Genomic DNA, 18814 nt, shown 5'->3' on the forward strand with positions numbered 1-18814 from the left:
ACGCCGCCATGGTCGAGGAGGCGAACGCCGCCGCGGTGACGATGAAGCAGGAGGCAGGCAATCTGCAAAGCCTCGTCGCCCGGTTCCGTCTGAAAGGCAGCGGCCCCGCGCTCGCCCGCCCGCGGAGCCCGTCGCCATCCGCCTATGCGGCAGCGGCGTCATCTGGCCCGGGGAGCCAGCCGAAACGGGCCGTGAACGACGCGGGCTGGACGGACTTCTAGGCCACCTTCCGCGACGCCAGGACAGAGGGTCCATCGGCGGCCCCGGTAGCTCCGGAGCGGCCATCGCGACCGATCCGCGCCCGGGCGGCCTATCTGGGACAGGCTTCGGTCCCTTCGCCGCGACGATCAGGGCGCCGCCGCCTGCCCCAGATAGGCCGTCAGGGAGGCGCGGGTTCCCTCGGCCCAGAGGCGGCGCAGCCAGCCTGAAAACGCCGAGGAAAAGGCCGGGGCTCGGGCGAGGTCCCCGTAAATCCGGGCCTGAGCCAGCCAGACGGCCGGGTCCTGCCGCGCGGCCAGCGCGGCCTCGGACAGCGACGGCCAGTGGGGGTCGTTGGGCTCGATGACGCTGCCATCCTCGCGGGTTCCCGCGCACATACGGGCCCAGAGCGCCTCGGTCAGGGCAAGCCCCTGCACCGAGCGCCCCGCCGCCAGCCGTTCGCGCAGCACCGGCAGCACGAAACCCGGATGCCGCGAAGACCCGTCGAAGGCGACACGCCGAGTGGTGTCGTGGATCGCGGCATTGCCGAAGCGCCGCGCGATGAGGTCGAGATAGGCAGCAGGGGTCATGCCGGGGACCGGCGCGACATGGGGCACGATTTCCTCGCTTTCGACCTTGCGGAAGAAGCCCGACAGGTCGGGATCCCGCATGCAGGCGGCGATGGTCGGCAGGCTCAGCAGCTCGCCGGCATTGGCAAGGACCTGATGGCCCGCATTGAGGATGCGGATCTTCATCCTCTCATAGGCATGGACATCGTCGGTCAGCGTGGCGCCCGCCTCTTCCCAGGGCGGCCGCCCGGCGCAGAAGTTGTCCTCGATCACCCATTGGCGGAAATTCTCATGGGTGACCGGGGCGCGGTCCTGGATGCCGAGCGAGCGGGCCAGATCCAGCTCGCGCTGGCCGGTCGCGGGCACGATGCAATCGACCATCGCATTGGGAAAGCTCATCTTTCGGTCGATCCAGTCGGCAAGGTCCGGGTCCGACAGCCGGGCCAGCCCGACAACGGTCTGGCGCAGTACCGCGCCGTTGTTCTGCAGGTTGTCACAGCATTGCCCGGTAAAGGGCCCCTGCCCCGCCGCACGCCGGGTGCGCAGCGCCGCCACCATCGCGCCGAAGGCGGTGACGGGGCGGTCGGGATGGGCGGCATCGTGGCGGATATCGGGATGGTCGCGATCGAGCCCGCCGCCCGCATCGGTGTAATAGCCGCCCTCGGTCACGGTCAGCGAGACGATGCGGATCGCGGGGTCGGACATGGCGCGGATAAGTGGGCCATGGCCCTCTTCGACCGGCAGAAAGTCGATCATCGCGCCCGTCACCTCGGCCGAGACGCCGTTCGGATCGAGCTCGATCAAGGTCGTCAGGCAGTCCTGCACCAATAGCCGGTCGCGCATGCCCGCATCCTGCGGGCGCACCCCCGCCCCGAGGATCGCCCAGTCAAGCGCCAGCCCCTGCTGCATCAGCCGGTGCAGATACCACGCCTGATGCGCCCGGTGGAAATTGCCAAGACCGATATGCACGATGCCGGGCCGCAGCCGGGCGCGGTCGTAGCGCGGCCGGGCGATGGCCTCGGGCAGATCGGAGAGGGTAAGCTCGCACAGCCGGATCGGGGGCGTTTTGCCGGGGGTATCGGTCATCAGCTCATCCAGTTTCCGCCATCGACATTATAGGTCTGGGCGACGATGTAATCGGCCTCGCTTGACGCCAGAAACACCGCCATCCCGGTCAGGTCCTCGGCCCGGCCCATGCGCCCGTAGGGCACCGCCGCGCCGACCTCGGCCTTCTTCTGGCCGGGCGCCTTGCCCTCGTAGCGCGCGAAGAAGGCGTCAACCCCGTCCCAATGTTCGCCATCGACGACGCCGGGGGCGATGGCGTTCACGTTGATGCCATGCCGGATCAGGTTCAGCCCGGCCGACTGGGTCAGGCTGATGACGGCGGCCTTGCTGGCGCAATAGACCGCGACCAGCGGCTCGCCGCGGCGCCCGGCCTGACTGGCCATGTTGATGATCCGACCCTTGATGCCCGCCTCGATCATGTGCCGCGCGACTGCCTGCAGGGTGAAGAGCGTGCCGGCCACATTGACAGAGAAGACCCGGTCGTAGTCCTCGCGCGCGATCTCGGCGATGGGGGCGGCGGTGAAGAGGGCCGCGTTGTTGATCAGGATGTCGATCCGGCCCAGCGCGGCCACGGTGTCGGCGACGCCCGCCTCGATGCTGTCCTGCCGGGTCACGTCCATCTCGACGGCAATGGCCCCCTCGCCCAGTTCGGCGGCAGCGGCGCGGGCGCGACCGATGTCGAGATCGGCCAGCGCGACCCGCGCGCCTTCGCGCAGATAGGCACGGGCGAAGGCCAGCCCGATACCTCGCCCGGCGCCGGTGATCAGCGCGGTCTTTCCCTCAAGCCGTCTCATCCGATCCTGAGCCCCGCCGCGTCGAAGCGGTGCATCGCATCGGGCCGCGGCGTCATGTGGATGCGGTCGCCATGCTTGAAGCCGACCTCGCCATCGGCGCGCACGGTGATGATGTCGGCCAGCCCGGTGCCATGGACATGGAACATGGTGTCCGAGCCCAGATGCTCCGACACGCCGACCGTGCCCGACCACTCGCCCCCGCTGTCGGAAACGGCAATATGTTCGGGACGAATGCCCAGAGTGTGGGCGCCGACCCGGCGCGCCGACTCGCCCTCGATGAAATTCATCCGCGGCGAGCCGATGAAGCCCGCAACGAAGAGATTTCGGGGCGTTCGGTAAAGCTCGAGCGGGCTGCCGACCTGCTCGATATGGCCCGCGCGCAGTACCACAATCCTGTCGGCCATGGTCATCGCCTCGACCTGATCGTGGGTCACGTAGATCATCGTCGTGGTCAGGCGTTCGTGCAATTCGCTGATCTCGAGCCGCATGCCGACCCGAAGCGCCGCGTCGAGATTGGACAGCGGCTCGTCAAAGAGAAACGCCGCCGGTTCGCGCACGATGGCCCGGCCGATGGCAACGCGCTGGCGCTGGCCGCCCGACAGCTGCCCCGGGCGGCGGTCGAGATAATCGGTAAGGTTCAGCACCGAGGCGGCTGCCTCGACCCGCCGGTCGATCTCGGCCCGGTCCATCTTCGCCATTCGCAACGGAAAGGCGATGTTCTTGCGCACGCTCATATGCGGGTAAAGCGCATAGGACTGGAACACCATGGCAAGGCCGCGTCTGGCGGGCGGCACATCGGTCGCGTCCTTGCTGTCGATGCGGATCTGACCGCTGCTGACATCCTCGAGCCCCGCGATCAGACGCAGCAGCGTGGACTTGCCGCAGCCCGAAGGCCCGACGAAGACCGTGAACTCGCCATCCTCGATGGTCAGGTCCAGCGGCGGAATGACCTCGACCGCGCCGAAGCTTTTCGTCACCTTGTCGAGCGTGATACGCCCCATTGCTCCCCCTCCTATTTCACGGCGCCGAAGGTCAGGCCGCGCACAAGCTGTTTCTGGCTGAACCATCCCAGCACCAGGATCGGCGCGATCGCCATGGTCGATGCCGCCGAAAGCTTGGCGTAGAACAGACCCTCGGGGCTGGAATAGCTGGCGATGAAGGCGGTCAGAGGCGCGGCATTGGCCGCGGTCAGGTTCAGCGTCCAGAACGCCTCGTTCCAGGCGAGAATGACGTTCAACAGAACCGTCGAGGCGATGCCCGGCACCGCCATCGGCGTCAGCACGTAAAGGATTTCCTCTTTCAGCGTGGCGCCGTCCATCCGCGCGGCTTCAAGGATCTCACCCGGGATCTCGCGGAAATAGGTGTACAGCATCCAGACGATGATCGGCAGGTTGATCAGCATGATGACGACCACCAGACCGGCGCGGCTGTCGAGCAGACCGAAGCGGATGAAGATCAGATAGATCGGGTAAAGCACCCCCACCGCCGGCAGCATCTTGGTCGACAGCATCCACAGCAGGATGTCCTTGGTGCGTTTCGAGGGCACGAAGGCCATCGACCAGGCCGCGGGCACCGCGATCGCGACCCCAAGCAATGTCGAGCCCAGCGAGATCAGGACCGAGTTCCAGAGGAACCGCATGTAGTCCGACCGCTCCTGCACGATGCCGTAGTTTTCCAGCGTCCAGTCGAATAACAGGAAGACCGGCGGGTCGCTGATCGCCTGGGCCTCGGTCTTGAAGCTGGTGAGGATCGTCCAGAGGATCGGGAAGAAGATCACCAGTCCCGCGGCCCAGGCCAGCGCGGTGGTGATCGCCTTGCGTTTCGGGGTGACGGCGCGTGCCATGGACCTTGCTCCTCAGCGGTCGAGGTTCTTGCCGACGATGCGCATCAGGAAGATCGCAACGATATTGGCGAGGATGATGGCATAGACCCCGCCCGCCGAGCCGAGCCCGACATTCTGGCTTTCCAACACGCGCTGGAAGATCAGGTAGGTCAGCGTCCGGGTCCCGAAGGCGCCCTGGGTGGTGACGAAGATCTCGGCGAAGACCGACAGCAGGAAGATGGTCTGGATCAGGATCACCACGGTCACGGCGCGGCTGAGATGCGGCAGGATGATATGCCAGAACCGCTTGAGCGGCGGCGCGCCGTCCATCTCGGCGGCCTCCAGCTGTTCGCGGTCGAGCGACTGGATCGCGGTCAGCAGGATCAGCGTGGCGAAGGGCAGCCATTGCCAGCTGACGATCAGGATTATCGACGGCAGCGCCGCCTGCGACAGCCAGGACAGGGGCTCGGCCCCGAAGGCCTTGAAGAGATGCGCGAAAAGCCCGTTGACCGGGTCCATGAACATGTTCTTCCAGACCAGCGCCGACACCGTGGGCATCACGAAGAAAGGCGCGATCACCAGGATCCGCACCACCCCCTGCCCCCACATCGGCTGATCGAGCAGAAGCGCCAGCAGAATGCCCAGACAGACCGTGATCGCCAGCACGCCGCCGACGATGATCAGCGTCGCCTGCACGCTGGGCCAGAACGCGCTGGAACTGACGAAGCGGCTGTAATTCTCAAGCCCCGCCCAGCCCAGGTCGCCGCCCCGGAGCGGCAGGTATTTCCGGAACGAGAACCACAGCGTCATCGTCAGCGGGACAAGCATCCAGCCCAGCAGAAGGATGACGGCCGGCGCCATCATCAACCGGGCGGCAGAGCGGGAATGCCGGGTGGCCATAACGAAACCTCTCCTGATGTCTCCGGCGCGCGGAGCGGGAGCCGGACCGCCGGAAGGCGATCTCGGGCGACAGGCGGCCCGGGGCTCGCGCGCAGGCGCGGCGCCCCCGGACCGGGAGGAGCAAGACCTAGTAGCCCGCGGCTTCCATCGCGTCGGTGGTCAGGGCCTGCGCCTTCTGAAGCGCCTCGTCGGCCGATTGCTGTCCGGCAAGCGCGGCCGAGAATTCCTGGCCGACTTCGGTCGCGATGCCCGCGAATTCCGGGATCGCCACGAACTGCACGCCGACATAGGGCACCGGATCGACGGTCGGATGCAGCGGATCGGCCGTCTCGATCGACTTCAGCGTCATCGCGGCAAAGGGCAACTTCTCATACTCGGGATTGGCATAAAGCGAGGCCCGCGTGCCGGGCGGCACATTGGCCCACCCCTCTTTCTCGGCGACCAGCGCAAGATAGTCCTTCGACGTGGCCCATTCGATGAATTCCTTGGCCGCGGCCTCTTTCTGGGTGCCCGCCGGAATGCCAAGCGCCCAGGCCCAGAGCCAGTTGCCGCGCTTGCCCTTGCCGTCGTCGGGCGCAAGCGCAAAGCCCACATGATCGGCCACGGTCGAATCCGCCGGGTTCGTCACGAAGGAGGCCGCGACGGTCGCGTCGATCCACATCGCGCATTTGCCCTGCTGGAACAGCGACAGGTTCTCGTTGAAACCGTTGTTCGACGCGCCCGGAGGCCCGGCATCGGTCATCAGGTCGAGATAGAAGGTCAGCGTCTCTTTCCAGGCATCGCTGTCGAACTGGGCTTTCCAGTCCTCGTCGAACCAGCGCGCCCCGAAGGAATTGCCCATCGCCGTCAGAAAGGCCATGTTCTCGCCCCAGCCCGCCTTGCCGCGCAGGCAGATGCCGTAGACCTCGTTGTCCGTGTCGGTCAGTTGCCGCGCGGCCTCGGCCACGAAGTCCCAGGTCGGCTCCTCGGGCATCGTCAGCCCGGCCTGCTTGAACAGGTCGGTGCGGTACATGATCATCGAGCTTTCGCCGTAGAAGGGCGCGGCATAAAGCGTGCCGTCATGGGAAAGCCCGTCGCGCATCGCGGGCAAGATGTCGTCGGCATCATAGGCGGCCGGCAGGTCGTCCAGCGGCACCAGCCAGCCGTTCGCGCCCCAGATCGGGGTTTCGTACATGCCGATGGTCATGATGTCGAACTGGCCGCCCTTGGTGGTGATGTCGGTCGTCACCCGCTGGCGCAGCACGTTTTCCTCAAGCGTCACCCATTCGACCTGATGGCCGGTCTTCTCGGTGAAATCGCTGGTCAGCCCCTGCATGCGGATCATGTCGCCGTTATTGACGGTGGCGATCGTTATGACATCCGCCTGCGCGATGCCCGCTGCCGTCAGGCAACAAGCCATCGCCGCACGAAGTGCGTGTTTCGCGTACATCCGTCTCCTCCCTAAATCTGGATGTGACGCGTTAACGCTACAGGTGGCATGGCCGCTGCGTCAATTTATTTTTACGCGCGAAAAGTTTTTGGAGGCTCAGGCCGAGTCCCGCATGACCAGCCGTCCCTCGAAAAGCGTGGACTGCCCGGCGGGCGCATCGCCCGCGATCACGCGAAACAGCGTTTCGACCGCAAGCCTGGAGATCGCCTCGTAATCCTGCGCCACCGTGGTCAGCGGCGGGCAGGCATAGCGCGAGAACGGGTGATCGTCTTGCCCCGCCACGCGCAGCGCGCAGCGCTCGCCATGCCCGACCCTAAGCCCCGCCTCGTAGCAGGCGGTCAGAAAGCCGATGGCCAGCCGGTCGTTGCTGCACAGCACGGTGTCGGTCCGGACCTGCCCCTCGGCCAGCGCCCGGGCCCCGCCGCGCCGCCCGATTTCCTCGAAGTTCCAGCCCTCGCCCTCGGCCCGGATGACATGGGGCGTCTGGCCGAGCCGCTCCATCGCCTGGATGTAGCCCAGCCGCCGCTTGTTGGCATTGGGGTTCGAGGGGGTCTTCATCTCGAAAAAGCAGGGCGGCTCGCCGGTGCGGCACAGGTAATTGACGATCAGCGTCGCGAATTGCGGGTTGTCCGACCCGACGAAGGTCAGCCCCGCGACATCGACCATGCTGTCAAACAGCACGGTCGGCACATCGGCGCAGAACTTCTCGATCGCGCGCAGGTCCGAGACCCGACCCAGCGGCGCCAGCAGCACGCCCGCAGGCTTCAGCGACCGCAGGCTGTCGAGGATGTCGTTTTCCAGCGCCGGATCGCCATGGGCGCTGTACAGCGTGGGGCGGTATCCGGCGGCAATGCAGCGCTGTTCAAGATTGCGCGCAATCTCGGCGAAGAAGGGATCGGCCAGATAGGGCACCACGATACCGACATTCTTGGTCAGCTTGCGGTTCTGGTTCATCGCGAAGATGTTCGGGCGATAATCGTGCTTTTCCAGCGCGGCCTCGATCCGCGCCCGGGTCGAGGGACGCACGCTGGCCGGGTCGTGGAAATACTTCGAGACAGTGGGCCGCGACAGTCCGCTGACCGCCGCGAATTCCTCCATGTTCCTGATCCTTCCGTCGCTCATCGGGCCCCGCAGCCTGAACGGGCCCGCGCGACGCGCCGGGCCGCTATCTTCCCCCGATCAGTTTTTCTTGTCGCGCGGAAAGATACAAGCCTGTTCTGGGAGCATTGGCCGGTCCGCGCACCATGAGCCCCCCGGGCCGGACCCGGCACAATCCTGCTGAGCCCGGCCCCTTGCGGGCCCGCGCCGATCCGGTCGCTCAAGAGAGCTTGCCGGTCCGGCCCGTCAGGCCAGGACCATTTCCGGCACCTCGTCGGGCACGATCAGCCGGGCCGCGGTTGCCGCGAGAATGTCGTCGACCGCGACGCCCGGCCCGCGCTCGCGCAGGACAAGACCCTCGTCGGTCGGCTCGATCACCGCCATCTCGGTCACGATCAGGCTGACCCGGCGCAGCGCGGTCAGCGGCAGGGTGCATTCGGGCACGATCTTCGGATCGCCCTTGGCGGCATGGACCATCGCCACGATCACCCGGCGCGCGCCCGACACCAAGTCCATCGCGCCGCCCATCCCCGGCACCATCTTGCCCGGCACCATCCAGTTGGCCAGATGGCCCTTTTCGTCCACCTGCAGCCCGCCCAGCACGGTCATGTCCAGATGCCCGCCCCGGATCAGTCCGAAGCTCATCGCGCTGTCGATCGAGGCGGCCCCGGGCACCGCGGTCACGAAACCGCCGCCCGCATCGGTCAGGTCGCGATCCTCCATCCCGTCCGGTGGCCGCTGGCCCAGCCCGATCACCCCGTTCTCGGCCTGAAAGAAGACATGCATGTCGTCGGGCACGAAATTCGCCACCATCGAGGGCAGGCCGATCCCCAGATTGACCAGCATCCCCTCGCGCACCTCCTGCGCTACGCGGCGGGCGATCACTTCCTTGGCGTCCATCAGATCAGCCTTTCCAGAATATGGTCGACCAGCACCCCGGGCGTCTTGACCGCATCGGGCGGGATCATCCCCACGGGCATCACGTGATGCGGCTCGGCGATCACCGTGTCGGCGGCCATCGCCATCACCGGATTGAAGTTATGCGCGGTCAGAGTGTATTCGAGATTGCCGACATAGTCGCATTGCCGCGCCCCGATCAGCGCGAAATCGCCCCGGATCGGCTTTTCCAGAAGATAGGTCTTGCCGTCGACCTCGACCGTCGGCTTGCCCTCGGCGACGACGGTGCCAAGCCCCGTGGCGGTCAGCACGCCGCCAAGCCCGACGCCGCCCGCGCGGATGCGTTCGACCAGCGTGCCCTGCGGCACCAGCTCGACCTCGAGATCGCCCGCGATCATCTGGCGCTGGGTCTCGGGGTTCAGACCGATATGGCTGACGATGCATTTCGCCACCAGCCGGGCGTCGATCAGCTTGCCGATGTCCTTGCCCGGCCGCGCGGTGTCATTGGCGACGACGGTGAAGCCGCCCACGCCCCGTGCCACCAGCGCGTCGATCAGCCGATGCGGCGAGCCCACCCCCATGAAGCCGCCGATCAGCAGCACAGCGCCCTCGGGGATCATCTCGGCGGCCTCGGCCGGTTTCAGCGCACGCTTCATGCCGCGGTCTCCGCGCGCCGGGCCAGCATGTCGCGGGCCGCGCGGGCGATGACGATTTCCTCGTCGGTGGGAATGATCAGGATGCGCACCCGGCTGAAATCGGTCGAGATGATGCGCTCATTGCGCATGTTGCGGGTCTCGTCCAGTTCCATCCCGATCCAGCCCATGCCCGCACAGACCTTTTCGCGGATCAGGGCCGAGTTCTCGCCGATGCCGCCGCAGAACACCATGGTGCTGATCCCGCCCAGCGCCGCAACCAGACCGCCCAGTTCGCGGCGGATGCGGAAGACGAAATAGTCGATGGCCTGTCGCGCCTCCTCGGTGCCCGCGGCCTCGAGCGTGCGCATGTCGTTCGACAGCCCCGACAGGCCCAGAAGCCCCGACTTGCGGTAAAGCTCGTCCTCGATCTCGGCCGGGGTCATGCCCTCGTTCATCAGCATGTAAAGCAGCACGCCCGGATCGAGCTGGCCGCAGCGGGTGCCCATCGGCAGCCCGTCGAGCGCCGAGAAGCCCATGGTCGAGGCGACCGAACGCCCGCCCATCAGCCCGCACATCGAGGCGCCGTTGCCCAGATGCGCGACCACGGTCCGGCCCATATGCAGATGCGGCGCGACCTCGCGCAGCGTTTCCGAGATGTACTGATAGCTGAGCCCGTGGAACCCGTAGCGCCGCACACCCTGGTCGTAATACTTGCGCGGGATCGCGAAGGTATCGTTGACCCAGGGATGGTTGCGGTGGAAGGCGGTGTCGAAGCAGGCCAGTTGCACCGCCTCTGGAAACAGCTTCAGCGCCGCACGCGCACCCGCCAGATTATGCGGCTGATGCAGCGGCGCCAGCGGCTCGAACTGGGCAAGGCGGTCCATCACGGTCTGGGTCAGTTCGACCGGCTCGTCATAATCGGGCCCGCCATGCACCACCCGGTGACCGACGGCGTCAAGCTTGGCCTGCGGGCGCTGCTCTTTCAGGAACTCGACCGCCCGGGCCAGGGCCGTGTCGTGATCGGGCACATGGTTGCGCCCAAATTCCTGGTCGATCAGCACGAAGCCGTCCTGCCGCTTGGCCTTGATATGGGCGCGCTCACCCGCACCGATCCGCTCGATCGAGCCGACGATGCGCGGGTCGGGGTCCTCGACCGTGCCGTTCAGACGGAAAAAGCCGAATTTCAGCGAGGAGGACCCCGCATTCAGGGTCAGAACATGCGACATGGGTCTACTCCGCAGCCCGCCGGGCCGGCATCAGCCCGTGCAGCCGGGCATTGTGCAGCGTCGCCACGGCACAGGAGGCCAGCCGCGCCTTGTCGTCGTCCGACCGCGAATTGAGGATGATCGGGACCTTCGCCCCCATCACCACGCCCGCGCCTTCGGCATGGCTGATATAGGCCAGCTGCTTGGCCAGCATGTTGCCCGCATCGAGGTTCGGCACGACCAGAACCTCGGCCCGCCCCGCCACCTGCGAGGTGATGCCCTTGGTACGCGCGGCCGTCAGATCGACCGCATTGTCCATCGCCAGCGGCCCGTCGACCATGCCGCCCCGGATCTGGCCGCGCTCGGCCATCTTCGACAGAAGCGCCGCATCGAGCGACGAGGGAATGTCGGGGTTCACCGTCTCGACTGCGGACAGCACGCCGACCTTCGGCACCTCTATCCCGATGGAAATCGCAAGGTCGATGGCGTTCTGCACGATGTCGACCTTCGTGCGCAGATCCGGGGCGATGTTGATCGCGGCATCGGTCACCAGCAGCGGATGCGGCACGCCCGGCACGTCCATCACGAAGACATGGGTGAAGCGCCGCCCGGCGCGCAGGCCGTTCTCCTTGCGCAGCGCGGCCTTCAGCAGCACGTCGGTGTGCAGATGCCCCTTCATCAGCGCGGCCGCCCGGCCGCCCGCCACCAGATCGACCGCAAGATGTGCGGCGCGCTCGTGATCCGTCGCCTCGACGATCTCGATCCCGGCCAGCGAGGCGCCGATCTCGGCGGCGGCCGCCGCGATCTTCGCGGGATCGCCGATCAGGATCGGCGCGATGATCGTGTGCCGCGCGCCCAGAAGTGCCCCGCCCAGCGAGCGCGCCTCTTCGGGGCAGACCACCGCCGTCGGCAGCGGCGCCAGCGGTTCGGCCTGCGCGATCAGCGCGTCGAAATGCCGGTGGCGTTCGATCACCAGACCGGGGATTTCCAGATCGTTGAACACAAGCTTCTTCGGCGGCGCCTTGACCTCGGCCTCGCCGTCCAGCACCAGCGCCCCGTCCGAACAGCGTTCGACCCGGGTTTCCAGAACGATCCGGTTCGGCGGGCGCTTTTCGACGACCCTCACCCGGGTCAGAAGCTCGTCCCCGGCATGGGCGCGTTCGTGAAAGATCAGGCTCTGGCTCTGGTACAGCGTTCCGGGACCGGGCAGCAGGTTACCCAGAACGGCCGAGATCAGCGAGGCCTCCCACATCGCGGGCGCGACTGCCTCGGTCGCCCCGTCGCCATCGCCATCGACCCGCCCCAGATGCATCGGGTTGTAGTTGCCAGAGGCACTGGCAAAGACATAGAAATCGTCTTCCGTGCTGATCCGGACGATCTCGGCGCTGTCGCCCACCGAGATCTCGTCATAGGTGCGGTTTTCCGTAATCTTCATTCAGCAGTCTTTCCTTCTGCACCCGCCTTTGCCCGGCCCAAAGGCTTCGGGGTCTCGCTGACGCTGTCTTCGGGTCCGGGATGCTCGACCGCATCGCGCGTGGCCCGGGGGGCGCCCGCGCCCGGAGGCGCCAGCGGGTCGTCGATGACATCGGCGGTCAGCGGCTTAAGGCCCAGAACCGACCGGAAGCGTTGCAGCATTTCCAGCGTGTGCGGCGCCATCTCGTCGATGGGCCCCGGCACATACTGGACGACGCGCACCGCCAGCTCGCGTTCCTCGGGATCGCGCAACAGCTTGGGCAGGGTTTCGATGGCGCCCTCGGGATCGTAGGTCGCGATCAGCGTCTGTTCGTGCAGGATGCGCGCGCGGCACTCGGCCGTCAGCGAGGCGAAGGGCTCGTCCCGGTTCAGCACCCGGGCCGAGCGTTCCAGCCGGTCGCGCCGGACCGATCCGCGGCTTTCAGCCAGCAGGATCAGCATGCGGATCACCGCCTCGACGAACCCGCCCTGATCGACATGCGACAGCACCGTCTGCACGATCGGCAGGGCGCGCAGCTCGGCCGTCGACTTGCGGGTGCGCCGCAGAGCCTCGGGCGCGCCGAAGGCCCGCGCCCAAGGCGTGTTCCAGAGCGCGAAGAAGGTCATCTCATACCAGGCGTCGCGCATGTCGCGGCCGAAATCGATCCATTGTTCGGTCAGATCGGCGGCGAAGCGTTCGGCCCAGAGGAAGGGGTTGTCGATGGCCGCCGGGTTGCGGTCCTCGCGCACCTTCTGGGCCGCGGTCGAGATCGGCGCGATCCAGGGGTTCATCGACGACATCATCGCCCGCTGCAGCCGCAGCGGATGCAGCCGCCGCGTCGCCTCGGCCACCTGCGGGTTGACCGAGGCCCGGACGATCGGGCGGACCATCGCGTCATAGGCTTCGGACTGGATATGGCTCATCCGCGAGACTGCGGCAAAGGCCGCCTCTTCGTCGCGCCCGCCCGATATCTTTTCCAGATCCGCGAAGGTCCGTTCGGCGAAGCTGACCAGGAACTTGCGGTTCTGGCCCCGGCCTTCGGCGGCGTCGATCTTCATTTCGTAAAGACCGGGCGCCAGCGCCTCGATGGTCTTCAGCGTCGAGGACACCTCGGTATGTTCCTTCTTGGCGATCTTCGAGGACACGAAGATCCCCAGATGCCCAACCTCTTCGTGGATCATGTAGACGATGCGCTGGCCACGGATGCGGATCTCGTCGACCCCGGCATAGCCGTCGAGGATCCAGTTCAGCGCCTGCTGCGGCGGCGTGATGTTGTCGCCATGGCTGGTGAAGACGATGATCGGCGCCTGGATCATCTTGAGGTCGACCGGCCGCCCCGGTTCCAGCATCGCGGTGTTCTTGGTCAGCCGATTGCCGACAAAAAGCTGTTCGACGACCCAGCGGATCTCGGGCTCGTTCAGCGTGAAGAAGCCGCCCCACCAGCGTTCGAATTCCAGAAAGCGCTGGCGCGCGCCGGGCTGGTCGATGTCGCGGAAGATGTCGTAATACTTGCGGAAATAGTTGCGGCTGGGGTTCAGAAGCTCGAAATTCGTCACCAGGTTGGCGCCGTCGAAGCGGCCGCCCCCCAGATCGGACCACAGCATCGGCTGCACGGTGCCGCCGAGGATGCCGCCATTATAGCGCATCGGGTGCCGACCGACCTCGCCCGACCAGGTCGCGACCGGGGTGCCGTTCAGCACGATCGGCCCCGTCAGGTCGGGATTGGTCGCCGCCAGCAGAAGCGTCGCCCAGCCGCCCTGACAGTTGCCCATGACAACGGGCTTGGCGGCCTCGGGATGAAGCCGCGTCACCTCGCGCACGAATTCCGCCTCGGCCCGGCAGACATCGGCGATGGTCTGGCCCGGCTTCGGATCGCGCCCGAAGGCCACGAAATAGACCGGATGGCCCTCCTTCAGCGCCACACCGACCTGGCTGTCTGGCTTGAACCCGCCGATGCCGCCGCCATGGCCCGCGCGCGGGTCGATGATGATGTAGGGCCGCTTGTCGTCCCACACCTCGATCCCGTCGCGCGGCAGGATCCGCAACAGCTGATAATTGCAGGGATGCGGCAGGTCGGCCCCGTCGATCACCACCTCGTAATCGTAGATCAGCACGGGTGGGCAGCCCGCCGCCTCGTGCTCGCGAAAAATGTCGCCGCGCTCGCGCAGGGCGTCCATGGCCAGCACCCAGCGTTCGCCGGCATCGCGCAGATAGTCGCGATAGGAGGCGGCGAGGCTCGCTGGCGTCAGGTCGGTCCCCGAGCTTCGCGCCGCATCCATCAGCCGGCGCATCTGCGCCAGCAGATCGCGCGCCCGGGTCGAATGGGTGTCGAGCATGCGGTTGCCATGCCGCCCGGCAACCTCGCGCATCAGGTCGGCGTTTTCCAGCGCCGCACTGGCCACCGCCGTCATCAGCGCCAGCCGGTCCTGCGCCATCGCTCCCGAGCCCCCGATCAGGGCCTGCATCATCTCTGCGGCGTCGTCGGAGGAACTGCGTTCCACATGCATGTTCATGGTCGTCTCCTTCAGCCGATGATCGAATAGCCGCCGTCGATGGCGTGAACGCCCCCCGTCACGTTGGACGCCTCGCGGCTGGCGAGAAACGCGCAATAGGCCCCGACATCCTCGATGGTGGCCAGGTGATGGGTCGGCGCCCGCTCGGCCGCCGCATCGAGCAGTTCGTCGAATTCCGCGATCCCCGAAGCCGCCCGCGTCGCCAGCGGCCCGGGCGAGAGCGCATGCACCGAGATGCCCTTCGGCCCCAGTTCGGCGGCGGCATAGCGCACCGTCGTTTCCAGGGCGGCCTTGACCGGGCCCATGACATTATAGTGTTCGACCACGCGCGTCGCCCCGGCAAAGGACACGGTCATGCAGGTGCCCCCGGCGGGCATCAGCGCCTCCGCTCTCCGAATCATTCTAAGGAAAGAGTGTACCGAAATGTCCATCGCCAGCGAGAAGCCTTCGGCCGAACAGTCGACAACGCGGCCATGCAGGTCATCGCGCGGGCAGAAGGCAATCGAATGCACCACCGTGTCGAGCCGCCCCCAGCGCGCCCCGATCTCGGCGAAGACGGTATCCATCTCGGTCTCGTTGCGCACATCGAGCGGCAGGAAAATCTCGGCGCCGATCTCCTCGGCCAGCGGCCGGACGAAAGGTTCTGCCTTGTCATTGAGATAGGTAACCGCGATCCGGGCTCCCTGGGCGCGCAGCGCACGGGCGCAGCCCCAGGCGATGGACTTGTCGTTCGCGATCCCGACGATCAGTGCCGTCTGGCCTTCCAGTGAAAACATGCGTGCTCCCTGTACCGCCGTGGGCCTGCCCTTGCAGCCGCAGCGTCTTTGCACCTGCAGCATAGCGCGCTTCGGATCTCTTTGCACCCGCAGCGTAACCGGCGACGATGACAAAGCTGTGGCAGGGGGTGGAAAAGGCGCGGGCCGCCCTGCGGCCTTCGCGTGCCGGGCGCTTTCAGGCGGCGGGGCCGCCGAGCGCGCGGAGTGCCCGAAGTTCGGGACCGTCCTCGCCCTCGATCCCGTCCAGGACCAGATGCAGGGTCTCGACCAGACCGACCAGATGCTGCACCTCGGCCGCGCCGAACCGCCCCGACGCGCGCGAGAGCCCGGCCAGGCTGCGCGAGGTCGCGGGGCCGACCGAGACCGTCACGCCATTGGCAACGCCAAAGGACCGCGCGGCGGCGATCACGCCGGCCGGGTCGTCAAGCGCGGGATCGTCCCAGTGAATGGCCCCGGTATTGCAGAACCCCCAGCGGACCGACGGATCGCTGACCACCAGCCCGTTCAGGTCGTAGTGATCGCACCAGGCCTGCGGATAGGTCCGGTACATCACCAGCGGGCGGGTAAAGCGGATATGCAGTGCCGCCACGAAACCGGTGTCGCAGCTTTGCCGCAGCGCCCCCAGCAGTTCGGCGGCCTTGTTTACCCTGTTCATCGACATCCGCCGCGCCTCGCAAACGCCCATGGAAATCCGGCGCCGCTCCTGCTACCAAAGCGCCGCATAGTTCAAGCCCTTCCCGACCAGATGTATAGCCGATGGATCTTCGCAAGAAACTGACCGACCGTCTCGCCACGCTTGCCCCCGCAGGGTTCTATGTCGGGCTGCGGCTCGGGTTCGCCTATCCCGCCCAGGAAATCAACCGCCTGCCCGGAGACTGGACGGATTACTATGCGCGCAGCGGACTTATCGTGCAGGACCCCGTTTTCCGCTGGGTCTATGCGCGCACCGGCGTCACGCCCTGGGCGGCGCTGGCCCATGACGATCCTTCCGACGTCTTCGGACAGGCCGCCGCCTTCGGACTGCGCTTTGGGGCCGTGGTCTCGGTAATGCGGCCAGGCGACTCGGGACGGCGCAGTTATGGCACCTTCGCCCGGTCGGATCGCGCCTATGGCCCGACGGAAATGGCCGAGCTTCTGGGCATCGTCACCCGCCTGCACGTATCCGAGTCCGGGGAACGCCCCCTGACCCGCGCCGAGACCGAGGCGCTTCGGATGCAGGCCGACGGCCTGCGCCTGAAGGAGATCTCGGCCGAGCTCGACATCTCGATGAGCGCCGTGAAGGCCCGTCTGGCCAATGCCAAGCGCAAGCTCGGCGCCGCCACCACGTCGCAGGCGACATCCCTGGCGCGCTGCCGCGGCGTGATCTGACGCCCGCGGCACGCCGCGTTGTTCCGAATTTCGGGATCTTTTTCCTAGCCCTAGCTTTCCGGGACCGGCGCACGCCGCCCGACGTCTTGCCAACTGGAAAACCGGCACACTGCACCTATAAAGGCCATCATATTTGCGCCTGCAGTGCAACGGACGATGCCCCCCTGCGGCGAACGTTCCGGAAATACTCGCCTCGAAGGGCTGGAATGCAGAGGTCGATTCAATTCTTGCCGAGTAGGCCGGTTCCGGATGGCGGAACTTCGCTTGATCAATTAGTATACGCATCGACGCAATCAATTTATTAATAGACGGGACCGGGCGAAATTCCGCTTTTAAAGATGCCGAAAACACGGCACGGCTTAAAATCCGCCTCGGCAGCCATTTCGCTCTTGGCAAAGACAATTTCTCGGTACAAAGTCCCGCCATTGCAGACGACTAACAGTCGATCCCCACTCGATCGAAGGAAAACCGAGATGCCAAAAGACCTGGAAACCCTCTCGCTCAAGGAACTCAAGGAACTCCGCAAGGACGTCGACACCGCGATCTCTTCTTTTCACGAACGCGAGAAGGCAAAGGCCCGCGCAGTTCTTGAGGCAACCGCCAAGGAAATGGGTTACTCCCTGGACGATATACTGGGCAAGAAGGCGCGCCGGGTGAAACCCACGGCGAAATATCGCAATCCCGAAAATCCCGCCGAAACCTGGAGCGGCCGCGGACGCCGTCCGCGCTGGCTGGAAGAGGCTTTGTCGAAAGGCGCCAGTCTCGAGGATTTCGCCATCGCCTGACCTCTCCCCTGGGGTGCGGCGCCGGGATGGTGCCCGCCCCGGGACCTGCCGGGCCGAAGCTTCGCCGATGGCGACCCGGCCGGAGCCTCCGCCCGGGGGAACATGGACGACCGCAAACGGGCGAAGCGCGCTCGGGGTCAAATCGACAAAGCGCCCCCACCCCCGAGCTTGGCTCTCCCCCTTTCCCTTGCCGGTGCAGCGCTCTAGACAGGCGGCACAATCCTTGAACCGGGAAGGGCTCGCATGACCCGCGTCTTCATTACCGGCACGGCCGGCTTCATCGGGTTCCACCTCGCCGATCTTCTGCTGGCGGAAGGCATGACCGTGCATGGCTATGACGGCATGACCGACTATTACGACGTTTCGCTCAAGCGCCGCCGCCTGGCGCAGCTTGAAGGCCGAGCGGGCTTTGCGATGACCGAGGCGATGCTGGAGGATAACGACGCCCTGTCGCAGGCCGTCGACGGCTTTCGCCCCGACATCATCGTCCATCTCGCGGCCCAGGCTGGCGTTCGCTACAGCCTCGACAACCCACGCGCCTATGTCGACTCGAACCTCGTCGGCACCTTCAACGTGATGGAAGCCGCCCGGCGCCAGTCGGTCCGGCATCTGATGATGGCCTCGACCTCGTCGGTCTATGGCGCCAATACCGAGATGCCCTTTGCCGAAACCCAGAAGGCCGACCTGCCGCTGACGATCTATGCGGCAACGAAGAAGGCGACCGAGGCGATGGGCCATGCCTATGCCCACCTGCACGATCTGCCGACCACGATGTTCCGCTTCTTCACGGTCTACGGGCCCTGGGGCCGTCCCGACATGGCGCCGATCAAGTTCGCCAGCCGCATCGTCCGGGGCGAGCCCATCGACATCTACAATCACGGCGACATGTATCGGGATTTCACCTATGTCACCGACCTGGTGCGCGGCATCCGCCTGCTGATGGACGCCGTCCCCGAACGGCCCGCCGACGGCCGCGTGCCCGAGGGCGACAGCCTGAGCCCGGTCGCCCCGTTCCGGGTGGTCAATATCGGCAATTCCGAGAAGGTGCGGCTGCTCGACTTTATCGACGCGCTCGAATCGGAGCTCGGAACGCCGGCGATCCGCAACTACATGGACATGCAGCCGGGGGACGTTCCGGCCACCTGGGCCGACGCCTCGCTGCTGCAGCGCCTGACCGGCTATCGCCCGAAGACGCCGATGCGCGAGGGCGTCGCCCGGTTCGTGGACTGGTTTCAGGCGAACCACGCGTCCTGAAAACCGCAATCCGCAGGAAAGGAACGGAAAACGGCAGGGTTCCTGCCGTTGCC

17 protein-coding genes and 1 pseudogene are annotated in these 18814 nt (G+C 66.4%); 4 read left to right on the top strand and 14 right to left on the bottom strand.

The genetic code is table 11. The features are described 5' to 3' along the window. A pseudogene (locus tag BYZ73_RS22855) lies at window positions 1–221 on the top strand (hypothetical protein); the annotation flags it as partial. Between the two features lie 126 nt (window positions 222–347). Here BYZ73_RS22855 and BYZ73_RS18410 read toward each other — a convergent pair. The 14 genes from BYZ73_RS18410 to BYZ73_RS18475 form a co-directional block, all read right to left on the bottom strand. Further along, window positions 348–1853, bottom strand: coding sequence for a mannitol dehydrogenase family protein (locus BYZ73_RS18410; RefSeq protein WP_112317197.1), 1506 nt, complete (start codon window positions 1851–1853; stop codon window positions 348–350). Beyond that, window positions 1853–2626, bottom strand: a complete 774-nt coding sequence (locus tag BYZ73_RS18415) for an L-iditol 2-dehydrogenase (protein ID WP_112317198.1) — start codon at window positions 2624–2626, stop codon at window positions 1853–1855. The genes BYZ73_RS18410 and BYZ73_RS18415 overlap by 1 nt, the downstream gene beginning before the upstream one ends. Next, window positions 2623–3627 carry an ABC transporter ATP-binding protein gene (locus BYZ73_RS18420; protein WP_112317199.1) on the bottom strand — a complete coding sequence of 335 codons (1005 nt, stop codon included), beginning with the start codon at window positions 3625–3627 and terminating at the stop codon, window positions 2623–2625. Before BYZ73_RS18420 ends, BYZ73_RS18415 begins: the two co-directional genes overlap by 4 nt. Window positions 3628–3638: 11 nt before the next feature. Continuing rightward, entirely contained in the window at window positions 3639–4469 is an 831-nt protein-coding gene (locus BYZ73_RS18425) for a carbohydrate ABC transporter permease (RefSeq protein WP_112317200.1), read from the bottom strand. A 12-nt stretch (window positions 4470–4481) separates the two neighbouring features. Next, the gene (locus BYZ73_RS18430; RefSeq protein WP_112317201.1) at window positions 4482–5348 is read right to left on the bottom strand and encodes a carbohydrate ABC transporter permease; all 867 of its coding nucleotides are present in this window, start codon (window positions 5346–5348) and stop codon (window positions 4482–4484) included. 127 nt (window positions 5349–5475) lie between these two features. Next, the gene (locus tag BYZ73_RS18435; RefSeq protein ID WP_112317202.1) at window positions 5476–6777 is read right to left on the bottom strand and encodes an ABC transporter substrate-binding protein; all 1302 of its coding nucleotides are present in this window, start codon (window positions 6775–6777) and stop codon (window positions 5476–5478) included. Between the two features lie 96 nt (window positions 6778–6873). Continuing rightward, the gene (locus BYZ73_RS18440; RefSeq protein ID WP_112317203.1) at window positions 6874–7899 is read right to left on the bottom strand and encodes a LacI family DNA-binding transcriptional regulator; all 1026 of its coding nucleotides are present in this window, start codon (window positions 7897–7899) and stop codon (window positions 6874–6876) included. Window positions 7900–8121: 222 nt separating this feature from the next. After that, on the bottom strand, window positions 8122–8775 hold the full coding sequence (locus BYZ73_RS18445; RefSeq protein WP_112317204.1) for a 3-oxoacid CoA-transferase subunit B: 654 nt from the start codon (window positions 8773–8775) through the stop codon (window positions 8122–8124). Then, window positions 8775–9428, bottom strand: a complete 654-nt coding sequence (locus BYZ73_RS18450) for a CoA transferase subunit A (RefSeq protein WP_108028861.1) — start codon at window positions 9426–9428, stop codon at window positions 8775–8777. The genes BYZ73_RS18445 and BYZ73_RS18450 overlap by 1 nt, the downstream gene beginning before the upstream one ends. Next, the gene (locus BYZ73_RS18455; RefSeq protein ID WP_112317205.1) at window positions 9425–10633 is read right to left on the bottom strand and encodes an acetate/propionate family kinase; all 1209 of its coding nucleotides are present in this window, start codon (window positions 10631–10633) and stop codon (window positions 9425–9427) included. Before BYZ73_RS18455 ends, BYZ73_RS18450 begins: the two co-directional genes overlap by 4 nt. Window positions 10634–10637: 4 nt before the next feature. After that, window positions 10638–12047 carry a bifunctional enoyl-CoA hydratase/phosphate acetyltransferase gene (locus BYZ73_RS18460; protein ID WP_112317206.1) on the bottom strand — a complete coding sequence of 470 codons (1410 nt, stop codon included), beginning with the start codon at window positions 12045–12047 and terminating at the stop codon, window positions 10638–10640. Further along, window positions 12044–14578 carry a DUF3141 domain-containing protein gene (locus BYZ73_RS18465; RefSeq protein WP_245895820.1) on the bottom strand — a complete coding sequence of 845 codons (2535 nt, stop codon included), beginning with the start codon at window positions 14576–14578 and terminating at the stop codon, window positions 12044–12046. The genes BYZ73_RS18460 and BYZ73_RS18465 overlap by 4 nt, the downstream gene beginning before the upstream one ends. Before the next feature lie 11 nt (window positions 14579–14589). Then, complete coding sequence (gene fabI, locus BYZ73_RS18470; protein WP_112317207.1) at window positions 14590–15354, bottom strand: enoyl-ACP reductase FabI; 765 nt, start codon at window positions 15352–15354, stop codon at window positions 14590–14592. 175 nt (window positions 15355–15529) lie between these two features. Continuing rightward, window positions 15530–16009, bottom strand: coding sequence for an autoinducer binding domain-containing protein (locus BYZ73_RS18475; protein WP_181498102.1), 480 nt, complete (start codon window positions 16007–16009; stop codon window positions 15530–15532). Between the two features lie 101 nt (window positions 16010–16110). Between BYZ73_RS18475 and BYZ73_RS18480 the strand changes: the two genes are divergently transcribed. The 3 genes from BYZ73_RS18480 (at window position 16111) to BYZ73_RS18490 (ending at window position 18761) form a co-directional block, all read left to right on the top strand. Beyond that, window positions 16111–16722 (top strand): helix-turn-helix transcriptional regulator, encoded by a 612-nt coding sequence (locus tag BYZ73_RS18480; RefSeq protein ID WP_112317209.1) that lies wholly within the window; start codon window positions 16111–16113, stop codon window positions 16720–16722. Window positions 16723–17195: 473 nt separating this feature from the next. Continuing rightward, the gene (locus tag BYZ73_RS18485; RefSeq protein ID WP_108028854.1) at window positions 17196–17507 is read left to right on the top strand and encodes an H-NS histone family protein; all 312 of its coding nucleotides are present in this window, start codon (window positions 17196–17198) and stop codon (window positions 17505–17507) included. Window positions 17508–17750: 243 nt separating this feature from the next. Beyond that, a complete protein-coding gene (locus tag BYZ73_RS18490; protein WP_112317210.1) occupies window positions 17751–18761 on the top strand; it encodes an NAD-dependent epimerase/dehydratase family protein in 1011 nt (336 codons plus the stop codon). Window positions 18762–18814 lie beyond the last annotated feature (53 nt).

This window comes from Rhodovulum viride (assembly GCF_003265965.1).
Lineage (GTDB): Bacteria > Pseudomonadota > Alphaproteobacteria > Rhodobacterales > Rhodobacteraceae > Rhodovulum > Rhodovulum kholense.

Excerpts from the sequence above, each read along its gene's own strand:
- BYZ73_RS18445 (WP_112317204.1), bottom strand. The coding sequence starts at position 8,775 with ATGGACGCCAAGGAAGTGATCGCCCGCCGCGTAGCGCAGGAGGTGCGC.
- BYZ73_RS18485 (WP_108028854.1), top strand. The coding sequence starts at position 17,196 with ATGCCAAAAGACCTGGAAACCCTCTCGCTCAAGGAACTCAAGGAACTC.
- BYZ73_RS18455 (WP_112317205.1), bottom strand. The coding sequence starts at position 10,633 with ATGTCGCATGTTCTGACCCTGAATGCGGGGTCCTCCTCGCTGAAATTC.
- fabI (WP_112317207.1), bottom strand. The coding sequence starts at position 15,354 with ATGTTTTCACTGGAAGGCCAGACGGCACTGATCGTCGGGATCGCGAAC.
- BYZ73_RS18490 (WP_112317210.1), top strand. The coding sequence starts at position 17,751 with ATGACCCGCGTCTTCATTACCGGCACGGCCGGCTTCATCGGGTTCCAC.
- BYZ73_RS18430 (WP_112317201.1), bottom strand. The coding sequence starts at position 5,348 with ATGGCCACCCGGCATTCCCGCTCTGCCGCCCGGTTGATGATGGCGCCG.
- BYZ73_RS18480 (WP_112317209.1), top strand. The coding sequence starts at position 16,111 with ATGGATCTTCGCAAGAAACTGACCGACCGTCTCGCCACGCTTGCCCCC.
- BYZ73_RS18465 (WP_245895820.1), bottom strand. The coding sequence starts at position 14,578 with ATGAACATGCATGTGGAACGCAGTTCCTCCGACGACGCCGCAGAGATG.
- BYZ73_RS18475 (WP_181498102.1), bottom strand. The coding sequence starts at position 16,009 with ATGAACAGGGTAAACAAGGCCGCCGAACTGCTGGGGGCGCTGCGGCAA.
- BYZ73_RS18450 (WP_108028861.1), bottom strand. The coding sequence starts at position 9,428 with ATGAAGCGTGCGCTGAAACCGGCCGAGGCCGCCGAGATGATCCCCGAG.
- BYZ73_RS18410 (WP_112317197.1), bottom strand. The coding sequence starts at position 1,853 with ATGACCGATACCCCCGGCAAAACGCCCCCGATCCGGCTGTGCGAGCTT.
- BYZ73_RS18440 (WP_112317203.1), bottom strand. The coding sequence starts at position 7,899 with ATGAGCGACGGAAGGATCAGGAACATGGAGGAATTCGCGGCGGTCAGC.
- BYZ73_RS18425 (WP_112317200.1), bottom strand. The coding sequence starts at position 4,469 with ATGGCACGCGCCGTCACCCCGAAACGCAAGGCGATCACCACCGCGCTG.
- BYZ73_RS18415 (WP_112317198.1), bottom strand. The coding sequence starts at position 2,626 with ATGAGACGGCTTGAGGGAAAGACCGCGCTGATCACCGGCGCCGGGCGA.
- BYZ73_RS18435 (WP_112317202.1), bottom strand. The coding sequence starts at position 6,777 with ATGTACGCGAAACACGCACTTCGTGCGGCGATGGCTTGTTGCCTGACG.
- BYZ73_RS18460 (WP_112317206.1), bottom strand. The coding sequence starts at position 12,047 with ATGAAGATTACGGAAAACCGCACCTATGACGAGATCTCGGTGGGCGAC.
- BYZ73_RS18420 (WP_112317199.1), bottom strand. The coding sequence starts at position 3,627 with ATGGGGCGTATCACGCTCGACAAGGTGACGAAAAGCTTCGGCGCGGTC.